The 17,111-nt window shown below is 64.5% G+C and carries 18 protein-coding genes; 14 read left to right on the forward strand and 4 right to left on the reverse strand.

The window, feature by feature from the left end:
- Positions 1-48 precede the first annotated feature (48 nt).
- From coxB to HZI36_RS03145, 6 genes are all read left to right on the forward strand, one after another.
- Positions 49-1,641, forward strand: coding sequence for a cytochrome c oxidase subunit II (gene coxB / locus HZI36_RS03120; RefSeq protein WP_179401172.1), 1,593 nt, complete (start codon positions 49-51; stop codon positions 1,639-1,641).
- 43 nt (positions 1,642-1,684) lie between these two features.
- Complete coding sequence (gene ctaD / locus HZI36_RS03125; protein WP_179401173.1) at positions 1,685-3,292, forward strand: cytochrome c oxidase subunit I; 1,608 nt, start codon at positions 1,685-1,687, stop codon at positions 3,290-3,292.
- A 78-nt stretch (positions 3,293-3,370) separates the two neighbouring features.
- Positions 3,371-3,511, forward strand: a complete 141-nt coding sequence (locus tag HZI36_RS03130) for a cytochrome oxidase small assembly protein (RefSeq protein WP_218883608.1) — start codon at positions 3,371-3,373, stop codon at positions 3,509-3,511.
- A gap of 22 nt (positions 3,512-3,533) precedes the next feature.
- The gene (locus HZI36_RS03135) at positions 3,534-4,118 is read left to right on the forward strand and encodes a cytochrome c oxidase assembly protein (protein ID WP_179401174.1); all 585 of its coding nucleotides are present in this window, start codon (positions 3,534-3,536) and stop codon (positions 4,116-4,118) included.
- A 62-nt stretch (positions 4,119-4,180) separates the two neighbouring features.
- Positions 4,181-4,381: a DUF2970 domain-containing protein gene (locus tag HZI36_RS03140; RefSeq protein ID WP_179401175.1), complete on the forward strand. Its 201-nt coding sequence runs from the start codon at positions 4,181-4,183 to the stop codon at positions 4,379-4,381.
- Positions 4,382-4,506: 125 nt separating this feature from the next.
- The gene (locus HZI36_RS03145; RefSeq protein WP_179401176.1) at positions 4,507-5,364 is read left to right on the forward strand and encodes a cytochrome c oxidase subunit 3; all 858 of its coding nucleotides are present in this window, start codon (positions 4,507-4,509) and stop codon (positions 5,362-5,364) included.
- 250 nt (positions 5,365-5,614) lie between these two features.
- Here the strand turns inward: HZI36_RS03145 and HZI36_RS03150 are convergent, their stop codons facing one another.
- Entirely contained in the window at positions 5,615-5,824 is a 210-nt protein-coding gene (locus tag HZI36_RS03150; RefSeq protein ID WP_179401177.1) for a twin transmembrane helix small protein, read from the reverse strand.
- Positions 5,825-5,911: 87 nt separating this feature from the next.
- Here HZI36_RS03150 and HZI36_RS03155 point away from each other — a divergent pair, with 87 nt between their 5' ends.
- From HZI36_RS03155 to HZI36_RS03180, 6 genes are all read left to right on the forward strand, one after another.
- Positions 5,912-6,622 carry an SURF1 family protein gene (locus HZI36_RS03155; RefSeq protein WP_218883610.1) on the forward strand — a complete coding sequence of 237 codons (711 nt, stop codon included), beginning with the start codon at positions 5,912-5,914 and terminating at the stop codon, positions 6,620-6,622.
- A gap of 59 nt (positions 6,623-6,681) precedes the next feature.
- On the forward strand, positions 6,682-7,323 hold the full coding sequence (locus HZI36_RS03160) for an SCO family protein (protein WP_179401179.1): 642 nt from the start codon (positions 6,682-6,684) through the stop codon (positions 7,321-7,323).
- Positions 7,324-7,348: 25 nt separating this feature from the next.
- Positions 7,349-8,458 carry a COX15/CtaA family protein gene (locus HZI36_RS03165; RefSeq protein WP_179401180.1) on the forward strand — a complete coding sequence of 370 codons (1,110 nt, stop codon included), beginning with the start codon at positions 7,349-7,351 and terminating at the stop codon, positions 8,456-8,458.
- Between the two features lie 9 nt (positions 8,459-8,467).
- The gene (gene cyoE, locus HZI36_RS03170) at positions 8,468-9,370 is read left to right on the forward strand and encodes a heme o synthase (RefSeq protein ID WP_179401181.1); all 903 of its coding nucleotides are present in this window, start codon (positions 8,468-8,470) and stop codon (positions 9,368-9,370) included.
- A gap of 19 nt (positions 9,371-9,389) precedes the next feature.
- Positions 9,390-10,007, forward strand: coding sequence for an SCO family protein (locus HZI36_RS03175; RefSeq protein ID WP_179401182.1), 618 nt, complete (start codon positions 9,390-9,392; stop codon positions 10,005-10,007).
- Between the two features lie 183 nt (positions 10,008-10,190).
- Positions 10,191-11,006 (forward strand): MetQ/NlpA family ABC transporter substrate-binding protein, encoded by an 816-nt coding sequence (locus tag HZI36_RS03180; RefSeq protein ID WP_179401183.1) that lies wholly within the window; start codon positions 10,191-10,193, stop codon positions 11,004-11,006.
- A 274-nt stretch (positions 11,007-11,280) separates the two neighbouring features.
- Here HZI36_RS03180 and HZI36_RS03185 read toward each other — a convergent pair whose 3' ends face one another.
- Genes HZI36_RS03185 through HZI36_RS03195 form a run of 3 tightly spaced genes read right to left on the reverse strand, consistent with a single transcriptional unit; the run spans position 11,281 to position 14,730 of the window.
- Entirely contained in the window at positions 11,281-12,810 is a 1,530-nt protein-coding gene (locus HZI36_RS03185) for an ATP-binding cassette domain-containing protein (protein ID WP_179401184.1), read from the reverse strand.
- A gap of 56 nt (positions 12,811-12,866) precedes the next feature.
- A complete protein-coding gene (locus HZI36_RS03190) occupies positions 12,867-14,285 on the reverse strand; it encodes a DUF4135 domain-containing protein (RefSeq protein WP_179401185.1) in 1,419 nt (472 codons plus the stop codon).
- Positions 14,272-14,730 carry a GNAT family N-acetyltransferase gene (locus HZI36_RS03195; RefSeq protein WP_179401186.1) on the reverse strand — a complete coding sequence of 153 codons (459 nt, stop codon included), beginning with the start codon at positions 14,728-14,730 and terminating at the stop codon, positions 14,272-14,274. The genes HZI36_RS03190 and HZI36_RS03195 overlap by 14 nt, the downstream gene beginning before the upstream one ends.
- 207 nt (positions 14,731-14,937) lie before the next feature.
- Between HZI36_RS03195 and imuA the strand changes: the two genes are divergently transcribed.
- Positions 14,938-15,648, forward strand: coding sequence for a translesion DNA synthesis-associated protein ImuA (imuA, locus tag HZI36_RS03200; protein ID WP_179401187.1), 711 nt, complete (start codon positions 14,938-14,940; stop codon positions 15,646-15,648).
- Positions 15,581-17,107, forward strand: a complete 1,527-nt coding sequence (locus HZI36_RS03205; RefSeq protein ID WP_179401188.1) for a Y-family DNA polymerase — start codon at positions 15,581-15,583, stop codon at positions 17,105-17,107. The genes imuA and HZI36_RS03205 overlap by 68 nt, the downstream gene beginning before the upstream one ends.
- Positions 17,108-17,111: the final 4 nt, after the last annotated feature.

Raw genomic sequence — 17,111 nt, forward strand, 5'->3', positions numbered from 1 at the left:
GGGGCGGTCCGGGTTGCGCGGGCGGCTCGCGACGGGGGGAGGCTTTGAATGGAAATTTTGGGTAAGGAAGCTATGAAAACAATCAAGCGAGCCCTCACGGGCGTGCTGGCATGCAGCGGATTGCTCTTCGCCGGTTCCGCTCTGGCAGTCGGAGACGTCCCGGGTGGCCCCAGCGTCAACGGGATCAATTTCCAGCCGCCTGTCACGAAGATCGCAGAGGAGCTCTACAACCTCCACGCGATGATGCTGGTGCTGTGTACGGTGATCTTCGTCGTCGTGTTCGGCGTGATGTTCTATTCGATCTTCGCGCACCGCAAATCGAAGGGCTTCAAGGCCGCCCATTTCCATGAAAGCACGACCGTCGAAATCATCTGGACGATCGTTCCGTTCATCATCGTCGTGCTGATGGCGCTGCCGGCCACGAAGACGGTCGTCGCGATGAAGGACACGACGAACGCCGATCTGACGATCAAGGTCACCGGCTACCAGTGGAAGTGGGGCTACGACTACGTGAAGGGCCCGGGCGAAGGCATCGGCTTCCTGTCGACCCTCATTACCCCGCGCAGCGAAGTCGACGGCCAGAAGCCGATCACCGACACCTATCTGCAGGAAGTCGATCACCCGCTCGTCGTGCCGGTCAACAAGAAGATCCGCATCATCACGACCGCGAACGACGTCGTTCACTCGTGGTACGTGCCCGCGTTCGGCGTGAAGCAGGATGCGATTCCGGGCTTCGTGCGCGACACGTGGTTCAAGGCCGAGAAGACCGGCACCTATCGCGGCTTCTGTACCGAACTGTGCGGCAAGGAACACGCGTTCATGCCGGTCGTGGTCGAGGTGCTGTCGGACGAAGACTACGCGAAGTGGGTCAGCGACGAGAAGGCGAAGATGGCCAGCGCGACGCTCGATCCGAACAAGACTTACACGATGGCCGAACTGATGTCGCACGGCGAGGACGTCTACAAGGCGAACTGCGCGGCGTGCCACCAGGCGAACGGCAAGGGCCTCGGCGCATTCCCGGCGCTCGACGGCAGCCCGATCGCGAACGGCCCGATCGCCGGCCACCTGACGCGCGTGCTGCAGGGCAAGGGCGCGATGCCGTCGTGGGCGTCGCTGTCGGACGTCGACATCGCGTCGGTGATCACGTTCGAGCGCAACTCGTGGGGCAACCACAAGGGCGACATGCTGCAACCGAAGCAGGTCGCGGCCGCGCGTAACGGCCAGATGCCGACGGACACCGCGGGCGGTGCCGCGCCGGCGGAAGCCGCAGCGGCAGCACCGGCCGCCGCGTCCGCAGCCGATGCATCGCAGCAGGCCGCAGCGAGCACGGCGCTGTCGACGATCTATTTCGACACCGGCAAGAGCACGCTGCCGGCCGACGCGCAGAAGTCGATCGCCGCGGCGGCCGACTACGCGAAGGCGCATCCGGACGCGAAGCTCGCGGTGTCGGGCTTCACCGACAAGACGGGCTCGGCCGATGCGAACGCGGAGCTGTCGAAGCACCGCGCGCAGGCCGTGCGCGACGCGCTGAAGGCCGCGGGTGTCGCGGAAGACCGCATCGTTCTGAAGAAGCCGGAAACGATCACGGGCGGGGCGGACGCGAAGGAAGCGCGCCGTGTCGAGATCGGGCCGGCGGCCTGACGTGTCGTTGTGTTTGTCGACGTATTCGCATTAGGAGATTCTCATGTCTAGCATCGGGCACGACGTAGCCGCGGGCCACGCGCACGACGACCACGCGCACGAAACGCCTCACGGCTGGCGGCGCTGGCTGTATGCCACCAACCACAAGGACATCGGTACGCTGTACCTGCTGTTCTCGTTCATCATGTTCCTGTCGGGCGGCGTGATGGCGCTCGGCATCCGCGCCGAGCTGTTCGAGCCGGGCCTGCAGATCATGCGGCCGGAGTTCTTCAACCAGCTCACCACGATGCATGGCCTGATCATGGTGTTCGGCGCGATCATGCCGGCGTTCGTCGGCTTCGCGAACTGGATGATTCCGCTGCAGATCGGCGCGTCGGACATGGCGTTCGCGCGGATGAACAACTTCAGCTTCTGGCTGCTGCCGGTCGCGGCCGTGCTGCTCGTCGGTTCGTTCTTCGCGCCGGGCGGCGCGACGGCCGCCGGCTGGACGCTGTACGCGCCGCTGTCGACGCAGATGGGCCCGGGCATGGACTTCGCGATCTTCGCGGTGCACATCATGGGCGCGTCGTCGATCATGGGCGGGATCAACATCGTCGTGACGATCCTGAACATGCGCGCGCCGGGCATGACGCTGATGAAGATGCCGATGTTCGCGTGGACGTGGCTGATCACCGCCTATCTGCTGATCGCGGTGATGCCGGTTCTCGCGGGCGCGATCACGATGGTGCTGTTCGACCGCCACTTCGGCACGTCGTTCTTCAGCGCGGCAGGCGGCGGCGACCCGGTGATGTACCAGCACATCTTCTGGTTCTTCGGCCACCCCGAGGTGTACATCATGATTCTGCCGGCGTTCGGGATCGTGTCGCAGGTGATCCCGGCGTTCGCGCGCAAGACGCTGTTCGGCTATAGCTCGATGGTCTACGCGACCTCGTCGATCGCGATCCTGTCGTTCATGGTCTGGGCGCACCACATGTTCGCGACCGGCATGCCGGTTACCGGCCAGCTGTTCTTCATGTACGCGACGATGCTGATCGCGGTGCCGACCGGCGTGAAGGTGTTCAACTGGCTCGCGACGATGTGGCGCGGCTCGATGACGTTCGAGACGCCGATGCTGTTCGCGATCGGTTTCCTGTTCGTGTTCACGTTCGGCGGCCTGACGGGCCTGATGCTCGCGATGGCGCCGCTCGACATCCAGTATCACGGCACCTACTTCGTGGTCGCGCACTTCCACTACGTGCTCGTTGCCGGGTCACTGTTCGCGCTGTTCTCGGGCTGGTACTACTGGTCGCCTAAATGGACCGGCTGGATGTACAACGAGATGCGCGGCAAGATCCACTTCTGGGCGTCGATGATCTTCTTCAACCTGACGTTCTTCCCGATGCACTTCCTGGGCCTCGCCGGCATGCCGCGCCGTTATGCGGATTACCCGGCGCAGTTCACGGACTTCAACCAGGTCGCGACGATCGGCGCGTTCGGCTTCGGCCTCGCGCAGGTGTACTTCCTGTTCGCGGTCGCGCTGCCCGCGTACCGTGGCGGCGGCGAGCTGGAAAAGGCGTCCGACAAGCCGTGGGACGGCGCGACGGGCCTCGAATGGACCGTGCCGAGCCCGGCTCCGTTCCACACGTTCGAGCAACCGCCGCACGTCGAGTAAGCATTGAATCCTGGCTCCGTTGTCGCCTGCCCCGCGGGCGGCGACGGAGTGTTCGGAACGTTTCACCCCCTGTATCAGATGACCCGGAATCCACAACAAAGACGCACGCCCGAAGAGATCCGCAAGGGCAACAAGCGGCTCGGCCTGATCCTGCTGGCGATCGCCGCCGTCTTTTTTATGGGTGTCGTGATCAAGCAGTGGTGGTTGTCCACTCACTGAGCCGTAGCGAGGAAGTTGCCGTATGTCGAAGCCGGAAGCCACGGCGGATCGGGCGTTCAACCGTTCGATGCTGTTCAAGCTCGTCGTCGTCGCGTTGATGATGTTCGGGTTCGGATTTGCGCTGATACCGATGTACCGCGCGATCTGTCAGGTGACGGGTATCAACAACCTGGTGCAGCGCGATGCGACGCTGCGCGAGGCGAAGAACACGCAGATCGATTACAGCCGCACCGTGTCGGTCGAGTTCGACGCGAATGCGCACGGGCCGCTCGGCTTCATGCCGGAGAAGAGCAGCATCGACGTGCATCCGGGCCAGTTGACGACGATCATGTACGACGTGTCGAACAGCCAGAACCGGCCGGTCGTCGCGCAGGCGATTCCGAGCTACGCGCCGAAGCAGGCGACCGAGTTTTTCAAGAAGATCGAGTGTTTTTGCTTCACGCAGCAGACGCTGGCCGCGAACGAATCGCGCAGGATGCCGGTGGTGTTCGTGATCGATCCGAAATTGCCGAAGGACGTGAAGACGATCACGCTGTCGTACACGTTCTTCGAGTTGAATACCCCCGCGCTGACGCGCGGCACGGCGCCGGCGAAGCCCGGCGTCTGATGGAGCTTTGCATGGGATCCGAGTTCGCGCTTCAGCGCTTACTCTGATCGACAGGAGGGGACGTGACGGAAGTCGGCAGGAACAGTTCGTTCGGAAAGGCGCTGAAGGCGGTGCTGTGGTCGTTCTTCGGCGTGCGCAAGCGGCGCGACCTGGAGGCGGACGCGCAGCAGCTGAACCCGCTGCACGTGCTGATCGTCGCGCTGATCGCGGCCGCGGTGTTCATCGGCGTGCTGATCGCGGTCGTTCACGCGGTCGTGCACTGACGCAGGAATGCAGGGTGGGCGCGTCGGCGCCCGGGCAGGAAGGCAGTGGCGGCGGCCGTCGCGCCGCGAGAAATAAAGCCGGAGCGGTTCCGGTACACAAATTGGACTGAAGTGGAGAATCAAGGATGAGCGCTCACAACCAGAGCCCGTACTATTTCGTGCCGCATCCGTCGCGGCACCCGATCAGCGCGGCCATCGGCCTGTTGGTCATGCTCGGCTCGTTCGCACTGTGGATCAACGACCACGACTGGGCGCCGTATACCGCGCTGATCGGCCTGCTGTGGCTCCTCTTCACGCTGTATCACTGGTTCGGCGATTCGATCGCCGAATCCGAAGGCGGGATGTACGGCAAGAACGTCGACCGCTCGTACCGCTGGAGCATGAGCTGGTTCATCTTCTCCGAAGTGATGTTCTTCGGCGCGTTCTTCGGCGCGCTGTTCTACGCCCGCGAAATCGCGCTGCACCAGCTCGGCAGCCTCGACTACAAGCTGATCTGGCCGGATTTCTCCGCGGTGTGGCCGAACGAAGGCCCGGCCGCGCTCGCCGGTCACTTCAAGTCGATGACTCCGTGGCCGGTTCCGACCGTGAACACCGCGCTGCTGCTGTCGTCGGGCGCGACGCTGACGGTGTCGCACCACGCGCTGCGCGATGATCACCGCCGCAAGGCGATCGCATGGCTCGCCGCGACGGTGCTGCTCGGCGTCTGCTTCCTGTTCCTGCAGGGCTTCGAGTATTTCCACGCGTACAACGAACTGAACCTGACGCTCGCCTCGGGCATCTACGGCTCGACGTTCTTCCTGCTGACGGGCTTCCACGGCTTCCACGTGTTCCTCGGCGGCACGATGCTGACGGTGGTGCTGGTGCGGATGATCCGCGGCCACTTCACGGCCGATCATCACTTCGCGTTCGAGGGCGCCGCGTGGTACTGGCACTTCGTCGACGTCGTCTGGCTCGGCCTGTACGTCGTCGTCTACTGGCTGTAACGGAAACGAACGGCCCGCGAGAGCGATGCGCGGGCCGTTTGCGCTGAATGCCGGGCGGCGTGCCGCCGGGCAGCGTAGAGAAGACCGCTTCACCCGGGCGCCGCCGCGACTCCAGTCAGGCGGCGCTTTTGCTTGGCGGGGAGTGCGTGCGGCGAAATGTCACATTCGTCACGTTCGCCGCAATCGGCCGCAATCGGCCGCAATCGGCCGTATTCGGCCGTATTCGGCCGTATTCGGCCGCGTCGGCGGGTCAGTGGCCGATCGGGATGCCGGTGTAGTGGATCCAGCCCATCCAGTTCGCGAACAGGATGAACAGGAACAGCGAGATCGATAGCCCGACGCGGGTGGCGAGCGACCAGACCATGCGTTTCGTGTGGCCGCGGTCGTGCATCATGAAATAGAGCGCCGAGCCCATGCTGGCAACGATGAGGATGAAAGCGATGGCAACGAGGATGTGCATGAAGCGAACCGGACGACGGCTATTCGACGGGAAAGGTGTCATTATCGCACCTCGCTTTCGCGATCGTCTCGGCCGCGGAGCGGCATGATGAAGATTCGCTGGCTTCCCGCGCTGCTGATCCTGGCGGTCGTCGCGATCACGGTGCGGCTCGGTTTCTGGCAGCGCGACCGTGCGCATCAGAAGGAGGCGCTCGAGGCGAACATCACGCGCTATGAGCATGCGCCGCCAGCGCCGGTCGGCGCGGTGCCGCTGCCGCTCGCGGACATCGAGTTCCATCGCGTGCGCGCGACCGGGCGCTTCATGCCGGAGAACGCCGTCTTTCTGGACAATCGTCCGTATAACGATCAGCCGGGTTTTTACGTCGTGATGCCGTTTAAACTGGCGGGCGGCGGCTACGTGCTCGTGAATCGAGGCTGGCTGCCGCGCAACACGGCCGATCGCGCGACGATCGAGCCGTTCGCGACGCCCGCGGGCGACGTGACGATCGAAGGGATCGCGCGCGCCGACGCGACGCGCGCGTTCGAGCTCGGCTCGGGCGGCTCGGCGCCGCACCAGAAGATCCGCCAGAACCTCGACGTCGGCGCGTATGCGCGCGAAACCGGGCTGCCGCTGCAGCCGTTCGTGATCCAGCAGACGAGCGACGACGGCGACAAGCTGGTGCGCGACTGGCCCGCGCCGACGCTCGGCGTCGAGCGCAATTATGGATACATGCTCCAGTGGTGGGGCATGGCGGTGGCCGCGCTGGCCTTCGGTCTGTTCGCGGCGCGGCGCGCGGCGAGGAAGCCGTCCGGCGCGTAAGCGCGTGGTTTGCCGCGGCGGCGATGCCGCGGCTTGTTTCGAGAGGTCCGATTTTGTCTATGCAATCTTCCCGTCAGCCCGCCCGCCGGCCGATCGCCGGCGCGGACGCTCCGGCGCGCGGCTCGTGGCAGCGCGGCCGCTGGATGCTGCTGCTCGTCGCGCTGGTTTGCGCGGCGCCGATGATCGCGTCGTATGTCACCTATTACGTGATCAAGCCGCGCGGCGGCTCGACGAACTATGGCGCGCTGATCGATCCGCAGCGGCCGATTCCGCCGTCGCTGACGGTCGTCGACGAGTCCGGCAAGACGGTCCCGCTCGCGTCGCTGCGCGGCGTGTGGCTGTTCGTGATGACCGACAAGAGCGCGTGCGACGACGCGTGCGCGACGAAGCTCTACTTCATGCGTCAGGTGCGCGCGACTCAGGCGGGCGAGCGCGAGCGGATCACGACGGTGTGGCTGCGCAGCGATGCGAACCCGATTCCGGACAAGGTGAGCGCCGCGTATCCGGACACGCGCAAGCTCGTCGCCGATCCGGCCGCGATCGCCGCGTGGCTGCCGGCCGACGCGGGCACGCAGGACACCGACCACATCTATCTCGTCGATCCGAACGGCAACCTGATGATGCGTTTCCCGAAGAACCCGGATCCGAGCAAGATCAAGCGGGACGTGACGAAGCTGCTCAAGTGGTCGAGCATCGGCTGACGGACGGGCGACGAGGAAATCTCCGATGTATCTCGTACAACTCGGCCTGATCGGCCTGTGCATCGCGCTGCTGGTGCTGTCCTACGTGTGGGTGAAGGCGGACGACAACAAATTCCGCAAGCTCGTCTGGGTCACGACGTTCCTGACGCTCGATCTCGTGATGTTCGGCGGCTTCACGCGGCTGACCGACTCCGGCCTCGGCTGCCCGGACTGGCCCGGCTGCTACGGCACGTCGTCGCCGTTCATCGCGCACGCGGCGATCTCGGCCGCGCACCAGTTGATGCCGACGGGCCCCGTCAGCATGACGAAGGCGTGGATCGAGATGATCCACCGCTATTTCGCGATGGCGATCGGCGTGCTGATCATCGCGCAGACCGCGATCGCATGGACCGCGCGGCTGCGCCGCCGGCCGTTGCACGTGTCGCCGTGGTGGCCGACGGGGCTGCTGATGCTGATCGTCGTGCAGGGCGCGTTCGGCGCGTGGACCGTCACGATGAAGCTGCAGCCGGTGATCGTCACGACGCACCTGCTGCTCGGCCTGACGCTGCTCGGCTCGCTCGGCTGGCTTGCCGCGCGGATCACGCCGCTGCCCGCGTACGAGCCCGACGCCGGCCGCTATCGCGCGGCCGCGCTCGCGGCGCTCGCGCTGCTCGTCGCGCAGATCGCGCTCGGCGGCTGGGTCAGCACGAACTATGCGGTGCTCGCGTGCACCGATTTCCCGACCTGCAACGGCGCGTGGATTCCGCCGATGAACTTCCATCAGGGCTTTCATCTGTGGCGCGCGCTCGGGATGACCGGCGACGGCGAGGCGATCACGCAGGACGCGCTCGTCGCGATCCACTGGACGCACCGCACGTTCGCGTTCGTCGTCGTCGCGTACCTGATCGCGTTCGCGCTGAAGATGCGCCGTTTCGCGTCGCTGCGGGCGCCGGCGACCGGCGTGCTCGCGGTCGTCGTGCTGCAGTTCGCGACCGGCCTCACGAACATCGTGCTGCAGTGGCCGCTGCCGGTCGCGGTCGCACACAACGGGGGCGCGGCGGTCCTGCTGCTGCTCGTCGTCATGCTAAACTTTCGCATCCTTTCAAGCCGCCCCGGAACCGTCGCGCTGCCTGCGCGCGACGCCGCGCCGGCGTGACCCCATCTCATGGACAGCACCCTCTCCCATACGCCCGGTAGCCGCCTTTCCCAGTACATCGCGCTGACGAAGCCGCGTGTCACGCAGCTCGCGGTGTTTTGCGCCGTGATCGGGATGTTCCTCGCGACGCCCGGCATGGTGCCGTGGAAGGTGCTCGTCGGCGGCACGGTCGGCATCTGGCTGCTCGCGGGCGCCGCGTTCGCGATCAACTGCCTCGTCGAGCAGAAGGTCGACGCGCTGATGCGCCGCACCGCGTGGCGCCCGTCCGCGCGCGGCGAGATCACGACCGCGCAGATCCTCGTGTTCTCCGCGGTGCTCGGCAGCGTCGGCGCGTGGACGCTCTACACGTTCACGAACCCGCTGACGATGTGGCTGACGATCGCGACGTTCGTCGGCTACGCGGTGATCTACACGCTGCTGCTGAAGCCGGCGACGCCGCAGAACATCGTGATCGGCGGCGCGTCGGGCGCGATGCCGCCGGCGCTCGGCTGGGCCGCGGTCACCGGCGCGGTGCCGGGCGACGCGTGGATTCTCGTGCTGATCATCTTCGTGTGGACGCCGCCGCATTTCTGGGCGCTCGCGCTGTACCGCCGCAAGGACTACGAGAACGCGGGCCTGCCGATGCTGCCCGTCACGCACGGCGAGCAGTACACGCGGCTGCACATCCTGCTTTATACGGTGGTGCTGTTCGCGGTCACGCTGATGCCGTTCGTGTCGGGGATGAGCGGCGCCGTCTATCTCGCGAGCGCGGTGGTGCTCGGCGCGATCTTCCTCGCGTATGCGTGGAAGATCTACCGCGACTATTCGGACGACCTGGCCCGCCGCGCGTTCCGCTTTTCGATCGTCTATCTGTCGCTGCTGTTCGCGGCGCTGCTCGTCGATCACTATGCGCGCCCGCTGCTCGGCATGTAAGAAGGACGGTCTGAACGCCATGCTCAATTCCTGGTGGACGCGCGGTGCGCATCGTGTCTGGCTCGCCGCGTGCATGCTCGCCGGTGCGCTGCTCGTCGCCGGTTGCGGCAACGCGCCGCAGTTCCAGAACGTCGACATCACCGGCAACACGCAGTTCGGCACCGACTTCGCGCTGCCCGACACGGCCGGCAAGATGCGCACGCTCGCCGATTTCAAGGGCAAGGCCGTCGTGCTGTTCTTCGGCTACACGCATTGCCCGGACGTGTGCCCGACGACGATGGCCGAGCTGTCCGAGGCGCTGAAGCAGCTCGGGCCCGACGACGCGAAACGTGTGCAGGTGCTGTTCGTCACCGTCGATCCGGCGCGGGACACGCCGGCCGTGCTCGGCCAGTACGTGCCGGCGTTCAATCCGGCGTTCATCGGGCTGCGGCCGGCGAACGACGCGCAGCTTCAGAAGGTGACGAAGGACTTCCGCGTGTACTACGCGAAGGCCGCGGGCAAAACGCCCGACAGCTACACGATGGACCACACCGCCGCGAGCTACGTGTTCGATCCGGACGGCAAGCTGCGGCTCTTCGTGCGCGACGGCCAGGGGCCGGCGCCGTGGGTTCATGATCTGAAACTGCTGCTCGACTGAGCGGAGCACGTTGCGGCGGCGGCGCGCGTGCGCGTTGCCGCTATTCCCGGCGGATGCATACCTATATGAGCGCGATGTATTTCACATCGCGTCGATCCTGTGACACCATCTGCCGTCTTCCGGTGAACCGGTTCCGGCCGGTCATCGATCCTTTTTCCGTTTGCAAGCAGAAGTGAGAATCAGATGAAGCGTCGCAGTCTCCTGAAAGTGTTTTCCGTGCTGGCGGCGGGTGCCGCGCTGGCGGTGTCGACCGGCGCGTACGCGCAGAACAGGGTGATCAAGGTCGGTACCGTCAGCGGTCCCGATTCGCAAGTGTGGCAGGTCGTGCAGAAGGTCGCGAAGCAGAAGGAAGGGCTCGACGTGAAGGTGATCGAGTTCAACGACTACGTGCAGCCGAACGCGGCGCTCGACGCGGGCGACCTCGACGCGAACAGCTTCCAGCACCAGCCGTACCTCGACAGCCAGGTCAAGCAGCGCGGCTACAAGCTCGTCAGCGCGGGCCTGACGTACATTTCGCCGATGGGCGTGTACTCGAAGAAATTCAAGGCGCTGAAGGATCTGCCGCAGGGCGCGAAGGTCGCGGTGCCGAACGATCCGTCGAACGAGAACCGCGCGCTGCTGCTGCTGCAGACGCAAGGCGTGATCAAGCTTCGCACGGGCGCCGGCACCGGCGGCAACAACGCGACGGTGCTCGACGTCGCCGAGAACCCGAAGAAGCTGAAGCTCACCGAACTCGACGCGGCGCAGCTGCCGCGCGTGCTCGGCGACGTCGACGCGGCCGTGATCAACACGAACTACGCGCTCGCCGCGCATCTGGAGCCGACGAAGGACGCGATCGCGCTCGAAGCGCTGACGAGCCCGTACGCGAACATCATCGCGGTGCGGGCGAAGGACAAGGATCAGCCGTGGGTCAAGAAGCTGGTCAAGGCGTATCAGTCTGCTGAAGTCCGGGAGTTCATCAAGAATCAGTTCAAGGGGTCGATGGTCGCGTCGTTCTGAGCAGCTCACTCCTGACAATCTGCTCATTTCAGGCAGTATCCGCTCATGCGCGAGCGGATACTGAGCAGATAAATGAGCAAATTGACCCCGGCAGCTGTCCTTGATGCCATCCAACGCCTGGCCCAAGCGGGCCAGCTGGAGGTTTCCTCTACCGACGTCATCCACGCTATAAGGGGTCGATGGTCGCGTCGTTTCTGAGCGCGTCCGGTTCGGTTCCGAGCCGATTTGAAAGGCCTGCGTGGTTTGAGCAGGCTTTTTTCTTTTTCGCTGCGATTCAGGTGAACACGAGTTTCGCGGCTCCGCGTGTTTTGCCGAAATCGACGCTGAAATCGGGCTTGATGCTCTGGAGTGGGCGATGGCTGACGAGAAAAAGGATTGTCTCCGGCAGCGAAGTCTGTAGATAACGAAGGACTGCGTCCTCGGATGTGACGTCTATAGAATTGAGCGCTTCGTCGATGATCAGTATGTTCGGTTTTCTGAGCGCCGCGCGCACGATCGCAATGAACTGTCTTTCTCCAAGCGATAGCGAGCGTGCGCTCTCGTCGAGATTGATCCGGCGGCCTCCGTGCGCAGGCCATATTTCGAGAGATTCGAGGGCAGCAGCTTCAGAAATCGATTCGTCCGCGAGTCGAATGTTGTCTCTTACCGTGCCGTCGACGATTTCAGGATTGGCTTGCAAGAACAGCACGGCATGTCGGTCGTGTTCAGCTTGTGCGGCCGCATATACCCGGGACAGAAACGTCGATTTGCCCGAGCCGGATTTGCCGGTGACGTGAACGCGGTCGCCACGACAGGCGATCGGTTCATTTGCGTCTGTAGGGGCGCGTCGTGCGGCGCTGAAAGTCAGCACGGACGGATTCGTCGGCGCGTATTCGCGATCGAGAGAATCCAGTTCGTCATAGCCGCTGCTCATTGCGACGATGCCGCTCTGAAACCCGTTCACCGAATTGGATAGATTGGACATCGGTTGGACCAGTCGGTCCAGGAACGTCGCGAGCAGGAAGATCTCGCCAGCACCGAATTGGCCATCGGCCACTCGACGGGCGGCGACGAGCAGGACGATCAGATAGGCGATCGCGGTGGCAAGCGTAATCGCGATGCCACGCACGCTCTTGGTCAGAAAGAGCCGATTGTGTGCGGCCATCGACGTGCCGATAGCAGATCGCAGACGTTGCTGGAAAAAGGGGAGTGCATCGTATTCATGAATCAGCTTGGCATTGGAAATCAGGCCGCCGTATTGGGCGAACACGTCGTTGTCCGCGTTGTGGGCGACTGCTGTGCGATCCAGCTCCCTTCGCCTCATGAACTTCACCGCAAGAAGCAGTATTGCGATCGCCGTCACCAGCATATGTGGAAAGACGTCGCCGGCCAGGGTGGATACGGCGGCAATGACAACGATGAGATCGCATATCGCCGGCAGAAAGCCGGACAATACGCTGTAGGCGACCCCCATCGACCCGGTTTGCATCTTTGAGACGATTGCGACTCGTCGGGTAATCGATTCCGTGTGATCGGCTATGCGAACGCTGTAGTTGGATTGTGTGCCGATACGCGCCGCCATCAGTGTGGCTAGCCGGTAGGACAGGCGATAGAGAAACGGATTGACAATCAGCCAGCGAAGATCGACCAGTATTTGGCCAGCGAATCTTGCGGCGATATAAAAGAGGACGAGAAGGCTCAGGTCATGTGCGGCGGAAGGCGATTTCGTGTGGTCGATGAGGCTCGCGAGGAAAATCGGTGCGAGGCTGATGGCCGCGGAGCTCAATAGCACGGACAACACGATGACTGCCAGACGTATCGTCATGCGGCGATCGAGGGTAGCCGCAAAATCGCGTAGGGCGCGGCGCAGGTATCTGGATATCAAGGATCGATCCTCCCGGTTCTGACGAACTGGCGAACCGAATCGGTCAGTGCGGGGAAGTCCGCCGTATCGAATTCGACGAGCGCGCGCCTGATTCTGCGGCTCATCGAGAAGCGCGAGCGTGCCGCACTCATTTTCCCCGTTTGATGCAGGACGTATGGCTCTTCGCCATTGAGTGAAAAATAGGGAATATCGCCGTTGAGGAGGTCATGCGTTTCGCCTCTTCGCGTGTCAATGCGGTCATCATCGTGGTATGTCGGAAGCTTGAAGAGGTCGGTGAACAGCGCATGCTGCATGCGTTGCCTGCTGATATCGGCGGGCGTGAACAGCAATTCGAGGTAGCACTTGTAGTGTGCCGTCGGCCGAAATACGAACCGTGTTGAACAGGTCTGGTATCTTGCGTCGCACAGCATGTCGGTGAGCGTCGCGCGCTTTGCCGCGAGAATGTGCAGCGTCGTTTCGAAACCGAGGACGATTTCGTCGACGTATTCCCGAGGATCGGCATACAGGTCGTCGCCGATTTTCAATCGATGGGTGGTGGTTCGCTTGCGCCGTAAATACGCGAACCTGCCATCGGTGCGCAGGTGGCCACCTATCTCCGTGGACGCCAGGCTGCCGCCGGCAATGGATGAAAGCCCGGCCTGTGGAGCGATCAATCCCGTGGACATGAGCCTCTCTTGAGGCGTGCGCGCAGTACCGGAAAAACCGGAAAACATGCATTCCATGTCGACGATGACTGGGATGCCACGGTGTGCGATCAGGTTTTCCAGATGAATGTCGGTCAAATCGAGAAAGTAGGCGATGGCCGTTACCGCACCCAGGCGCATCATGTACAACCGTTGTTCTATCGCATCGCTGGATGCTCCTGCCTCGAGGAACGGGAGTACCTGCCACGCATGCGTATCGTCGTCGATCTGAAGCGGCGGATACCGAAGCCCAATCGAAGCGCTCGCTTCGACGACATCCAAGGTTTTCGCGAAGATCTCGTATAGACGCGGATCGGTGTGTTTCACGACATAACGGCGATTCCCGGTATCGATGCATACCGGACGTTCCCCGCCGCGATGCGAGTCACCGTCGAGGAAGGCAAGTTCGACCTGTTGGTGCCGGCCTGCTATCGCCGGTAACGATGCGATCTTGGCGGCGCGCCTGAGATATCGGTGAACATTCCGTGCGCGGCGAAGCAGGAATTTTCCGAGGAATTCGTTCTCGTGGCGTTCCCATGCTTCACGCTTATTTTTGCGTTGTCGAGAGCGGACGTGATTGAACGGCTGTACGTATGCAAGGAGATCGTCCTTGATCAGGTGAAGTGCATCGAAGCCGTCGGAGCCGTTTGTCGAGCCGAGCGAGTGCAGGGCTTGTTCGACAAGCAGGGCAAATTCGTCGCATAGCGGATATCCGGAGCTACGCTCTTTCATCGCCGAAAGGTCCGGGCGCCCGGCTGCAGGCGATGAGTTTGGGTTTCGGCGTGATGCCGACATCGGAAAATGTTTTTTCGCATCCAATAAAGGTATCTGCAAATATCGCAGTATGTTGGAAGCGGTCGACAATTGCTTTCATGAGTGCCGAACCTATGCCCTGTCTTTGCAGACCAGGGTCCACACAGACTTCCGCGATGTATGTGACGAACGTATCGTCACTAAATGATCTGGCCATGCCGGCCAACTGGCCGGTAAGTGTGGTGGCAAATGCGGCGAATATATTTGTTCCGCCGAGAAACCGATTGCGAAAATCATCGATTGTCAGATAATCGCGTGATGCACCGAACCCGACTCGCTCATATAGTGTCGCGATCGCATTTGAAGTGACTTTTTGAGCGTCGAAATGAACAGTAGTTTTGATTTGCTCACCTTTCTGATCCAAGGGTTGCTAAAGCCTAACGCATTGTAATGAAAGTGTAAAATCATTGAGTCTCATGTATTTGAGATAGGCAGTGACGGTAAAGAGATGTCCGATTTGATAAACGGGTCATCTCGCTCGCCGTCGCGTGCCGATCCGCGACACGCGACGGTGCTGTGCGCCGCGAACGCATTGCCATATACTGTATATCCATACAGTCATGTCGGCATCATGCTCGCATCCTCCATTGCTCCCGAAACGCTGCATCCGTCCCTCTGGCGCGGCTCCCAACTCGCGCGCGGCGGGCCGCGCACGATCGATACCGGCTTCGCGGCGCTGTCGGCCGAACTGCCGGGCGGCGGCTGGCCGGTCGGCGCGCTCGTCGAACTGCTCGTCGCGCAGCCCGGCTGCGGCGAGTTGCGGCTGCTCGCGCCTGCGCTCGCGCGGGCCGTCGACGCGCGGCGGCCGCTCGCGCTCGTCGCGCCGCCGCATGTGCCGAACGCGGCCGCGTTCGCGGCGCTTCACGTGCCGCCCGACGCGCTGCTCTGGCTGCGCGCGCCGCGGCAGGCCGACGCGCTGTGGGCGGCCGAGCAGGCGCTGAAGACCGGCTGCTGCGGCGCGCTGCTGCTCTGGCAGCAGACGGTGCGCAACGACGCATTGCGGCGGCTGCATCTCGCGGCCGCGCGCTCGGGCAGCACGCTGTTCGCGATGCTGCGGCCGCTCGCCGCCGCGCGGCAGCCGTCGCCGGCCGTGCTGCGGCTCGCGCTGCATCCGCAGCCGGGCGGCGTGGCGGTCGAGATCGTCAAGCGTCGCGGGCCGGTGCAGGCAGAGATGCTCGAGCTCGAACTGCCGTCGCCGATCGTGGAGGGCCGCTATGCGCGTCTTGCTCGGCATCCATCTGCCGCGCCTGCCGCTCGACGTGTGCGTCACACCGTCGCCTGAGCCGGCCGGCGGCGGCTGGGCGGTGCTCGAGCAGGGCGTCGTGTTGATCGCCGACGCGTTCGCTCGCGCGCGCGGCGTCCGCGCGGGGATGAAGCGCGGCGGCGTGCTGACGTTGTCCGCCGACACGCGGCTCGTCGAGCGCGATCCGCTGCGCGAGGCCGATGCGCTGCGCGCGGTCGCGCTCGCGCTGCTGCGCTTCTCGCCGTGCGTCGCGCTCGACGATGAAGCGACGCTCGTCGTCGACGTCGGTGCGAGCCTGCGCCTGTTCGGCGGGCTGCCGTCGCTGTGCCGGCAGGTGCGGGCGACGCTCGCGGCGCTCGGCTATGCGGCCCGCGTGAGCGCAGCGCCGACCGGGCGCGGCGCGTGGCTGCTCGCGCGCGCGCCGCGCCAGCTGCGCACGCGGCGGCGCGTCGTGCGCACCGCTTCGCTCGCGCGCGCGCTCGATGCGCTGCCGTGCGCGCTGTTGCCCGACGCGCGTCCATACGCGGACTGGTTCGACGGCCTCGGCTGCCGCACGCTCGCCGATTTGCGCCGCCTGCCGCGCGCGGGGCTGCAGCGCCGCTGCGGGCCCGCGCTGCTCGCCGCGCTCGACCGCGCATACGGCCATGCCGCGGAGCTGCACGCGTGGCTGCCGATTCCGCCCGTCTTCGACATGCGGCTCGAATTGCCGGAGCGCGTCGAATATGCGCAGGCCGTGCTGTTCGTCGCGCAGCGGCTCGTCGTGCAGCTGTGCGGCTGGCTCGCCGCGCGGCAGCTTTCGCTCGCCGCGATGACGTTCGGCCTCGAGCACGAGCGCGGCCGCCAGGCGGTGCCGCCGACCACGCTCGATCTCGCGTTCGCCGCGCCGGTGCGCGACGGCGCGCATTTCATGCGGCTGCTCGGCGAGCGGCTCGCGCGCGTCGCACTGCCCGCGGCGGTGATCGCGGTGCGGCTGACGGTCACGCGCGTCGAGTCGGTCGCGCCGCCCGCCGATGATCTGTTCCCGGAGCCGGGCGGCACGCGCGAGGAGCGCGCGCGTCTCGTCGAGCTGCTGGCCGCGCGGCTCGGCGCCGACAATGTGCTGCGCGCCGCGCCTGTCGCCGATCATCGGCCCGAGGTCGAGAACCGCTGGTTGCCGCTTCATATGACCGCCGGCAAACGGGCCGCCGCCGGGCGGCCGGTTGCGTCACCTGATGTGCCGCCTGGCGCGCCACCTGATGCGCCGCCGCGTCCCGCATGGCTGCTGGCCGAGCCGCTGCCGCTGATGGTCCGCGAGAATCGGCCGTTCTACCGCACGCCGCTCAGGTTCGTTTCATCGATCGAGCGGATCGAGGCGGGCTGGTTCGACGGCCAGCTCGTCGAACGCGACTACCGCGTCGCGCAGGGCGACGACGGCGCCTGCTACTGGATCTATCAGGAATGTCCGACCATCCGCCATGTCGCCGGGCCGGGCTGGTTCCTGCACGGCTTCTTCGGGTGAGCGC

The organism is Burkholderia guangdongensis, from assembly GCF_013403875.1.
Classification (GTDB): domain Bacteria; phylum Pseudomonadota; class Gammaproteobacteria; order Burkholderiales; family Burkholderiaceae; genus Burkholderia; species Burkholderia guangdongensis.

Bases quoted from the DNA above. Each gene is read 5' to 3' on its own strand.
- coxB (WP_179401172.1), top strand. From the start codon at position 49: ATGGAAATTTTGGGTAAGGAAGCTATGAAAACAATCAAGCGAGCCCTC.
- ctaD (WP_179401173.1), top strand. From the start codon at position 1,685: ATGTCTAGCATCGGGCACGACGTAGCCGCGGGCCACGCGCACGACGAC.
- HZI36_RS03130 (WP_218883608.1), top strand. From the start codon at position 3,371: ATGACCCGGAATCCACAACAAAGACGCACGCCCGAAGAGATCCGCAAG.
- HZI36_RS03135 (WP_179401174.1), top strand. From the start codon at position 3,534: ATGTCGAAGCCGGAAGCCACGGCGGATCGGGCGTTCAACCGTTCGATG.
- HZI36_RS03145 (WP_179401176.1), top strand. From the start codon at position 4,507: ATGAGCGCTCACAACCAGAGCCCGTACTATTTCGTGCCGCATCCGTCG.
- HZI36_RS03150 (WP_179401177.1), bottom strand. From the start codon at position 5,824: ATGCACATCCTCGTTGCCATCGCTTTCATCCTCATCGTTGCCAGCATG.
- HZI36_RS03155 (WP_218883610.1), top strand. From the start codon at position 5,912: ATGAAGATTCGCTGGCTTCCCGCGCTGCTGATCCTGGCGGTCGTCGCG.
- HZI36_RS03160 (WP_179401179.1), top strand. From the start codon at position 6,682: ATGCAATCTTCCCGTCAGCCCGCCCGCCGGCCGATCGCCGGCGCGGAC.
- HZI36_RS03165 (WP_179401180.1), top strand. From the start codon at position 7,349: ATGTATCTCGTACAACTCGGCCTGATCGGCCTGTGCATCGCGCTGCTG.
- cyoE (WP_179401181.1), top strand. From the start codon at position 8,468: ATGGACAGCACCCTCTCCCATACGCCCGGTAGCCGCCTTTCCCAGTAC.
- HZI36_RS03175 (WP_179401182.1), top strand. From the start codon at position 9,390: ATGCTCAATTCCTGGTGGACGCGCGGTGCGCATCGTGTCTGGCTCGCC.
- HZI36_RS03180 (WP_179401183.1), top strand. From the start codon at position 10,191: ATGAAGCGTCGCAGTCTCCTGAAAGTGTTTTCCGTGCTGGCGGCGGGT.
- HZI36_RS03185 (WP_179401184.1), bottom strand. From the start codon at position 12,810: ATGACGATACGTCTGGCAGTCATCGTGTTGTCCGTGCTATTGAGCTCC.
- HZI36_RS03190 (WP_179401185.1), bottom strand. From the start codon at position 14,285: ATGAAAGAGCGTAGCTCCGGATATCCGCTATGCGACGAATTTGCCCTG.
- imuA (WP_179401187.1), top strand. From the start codon at position 14,938: ATGCTCGCATCCTCCATTGCTCCCGAAACGCTGCATCCGTCCCTCTGG.
- HZI36_RS03205 (WP_179401188.1), top strand. From the start codon at position 15,581: ATGCGCGTCTTGCTCGGCATCCATCTGCCGCGCCTGCCGCTCGACGTG.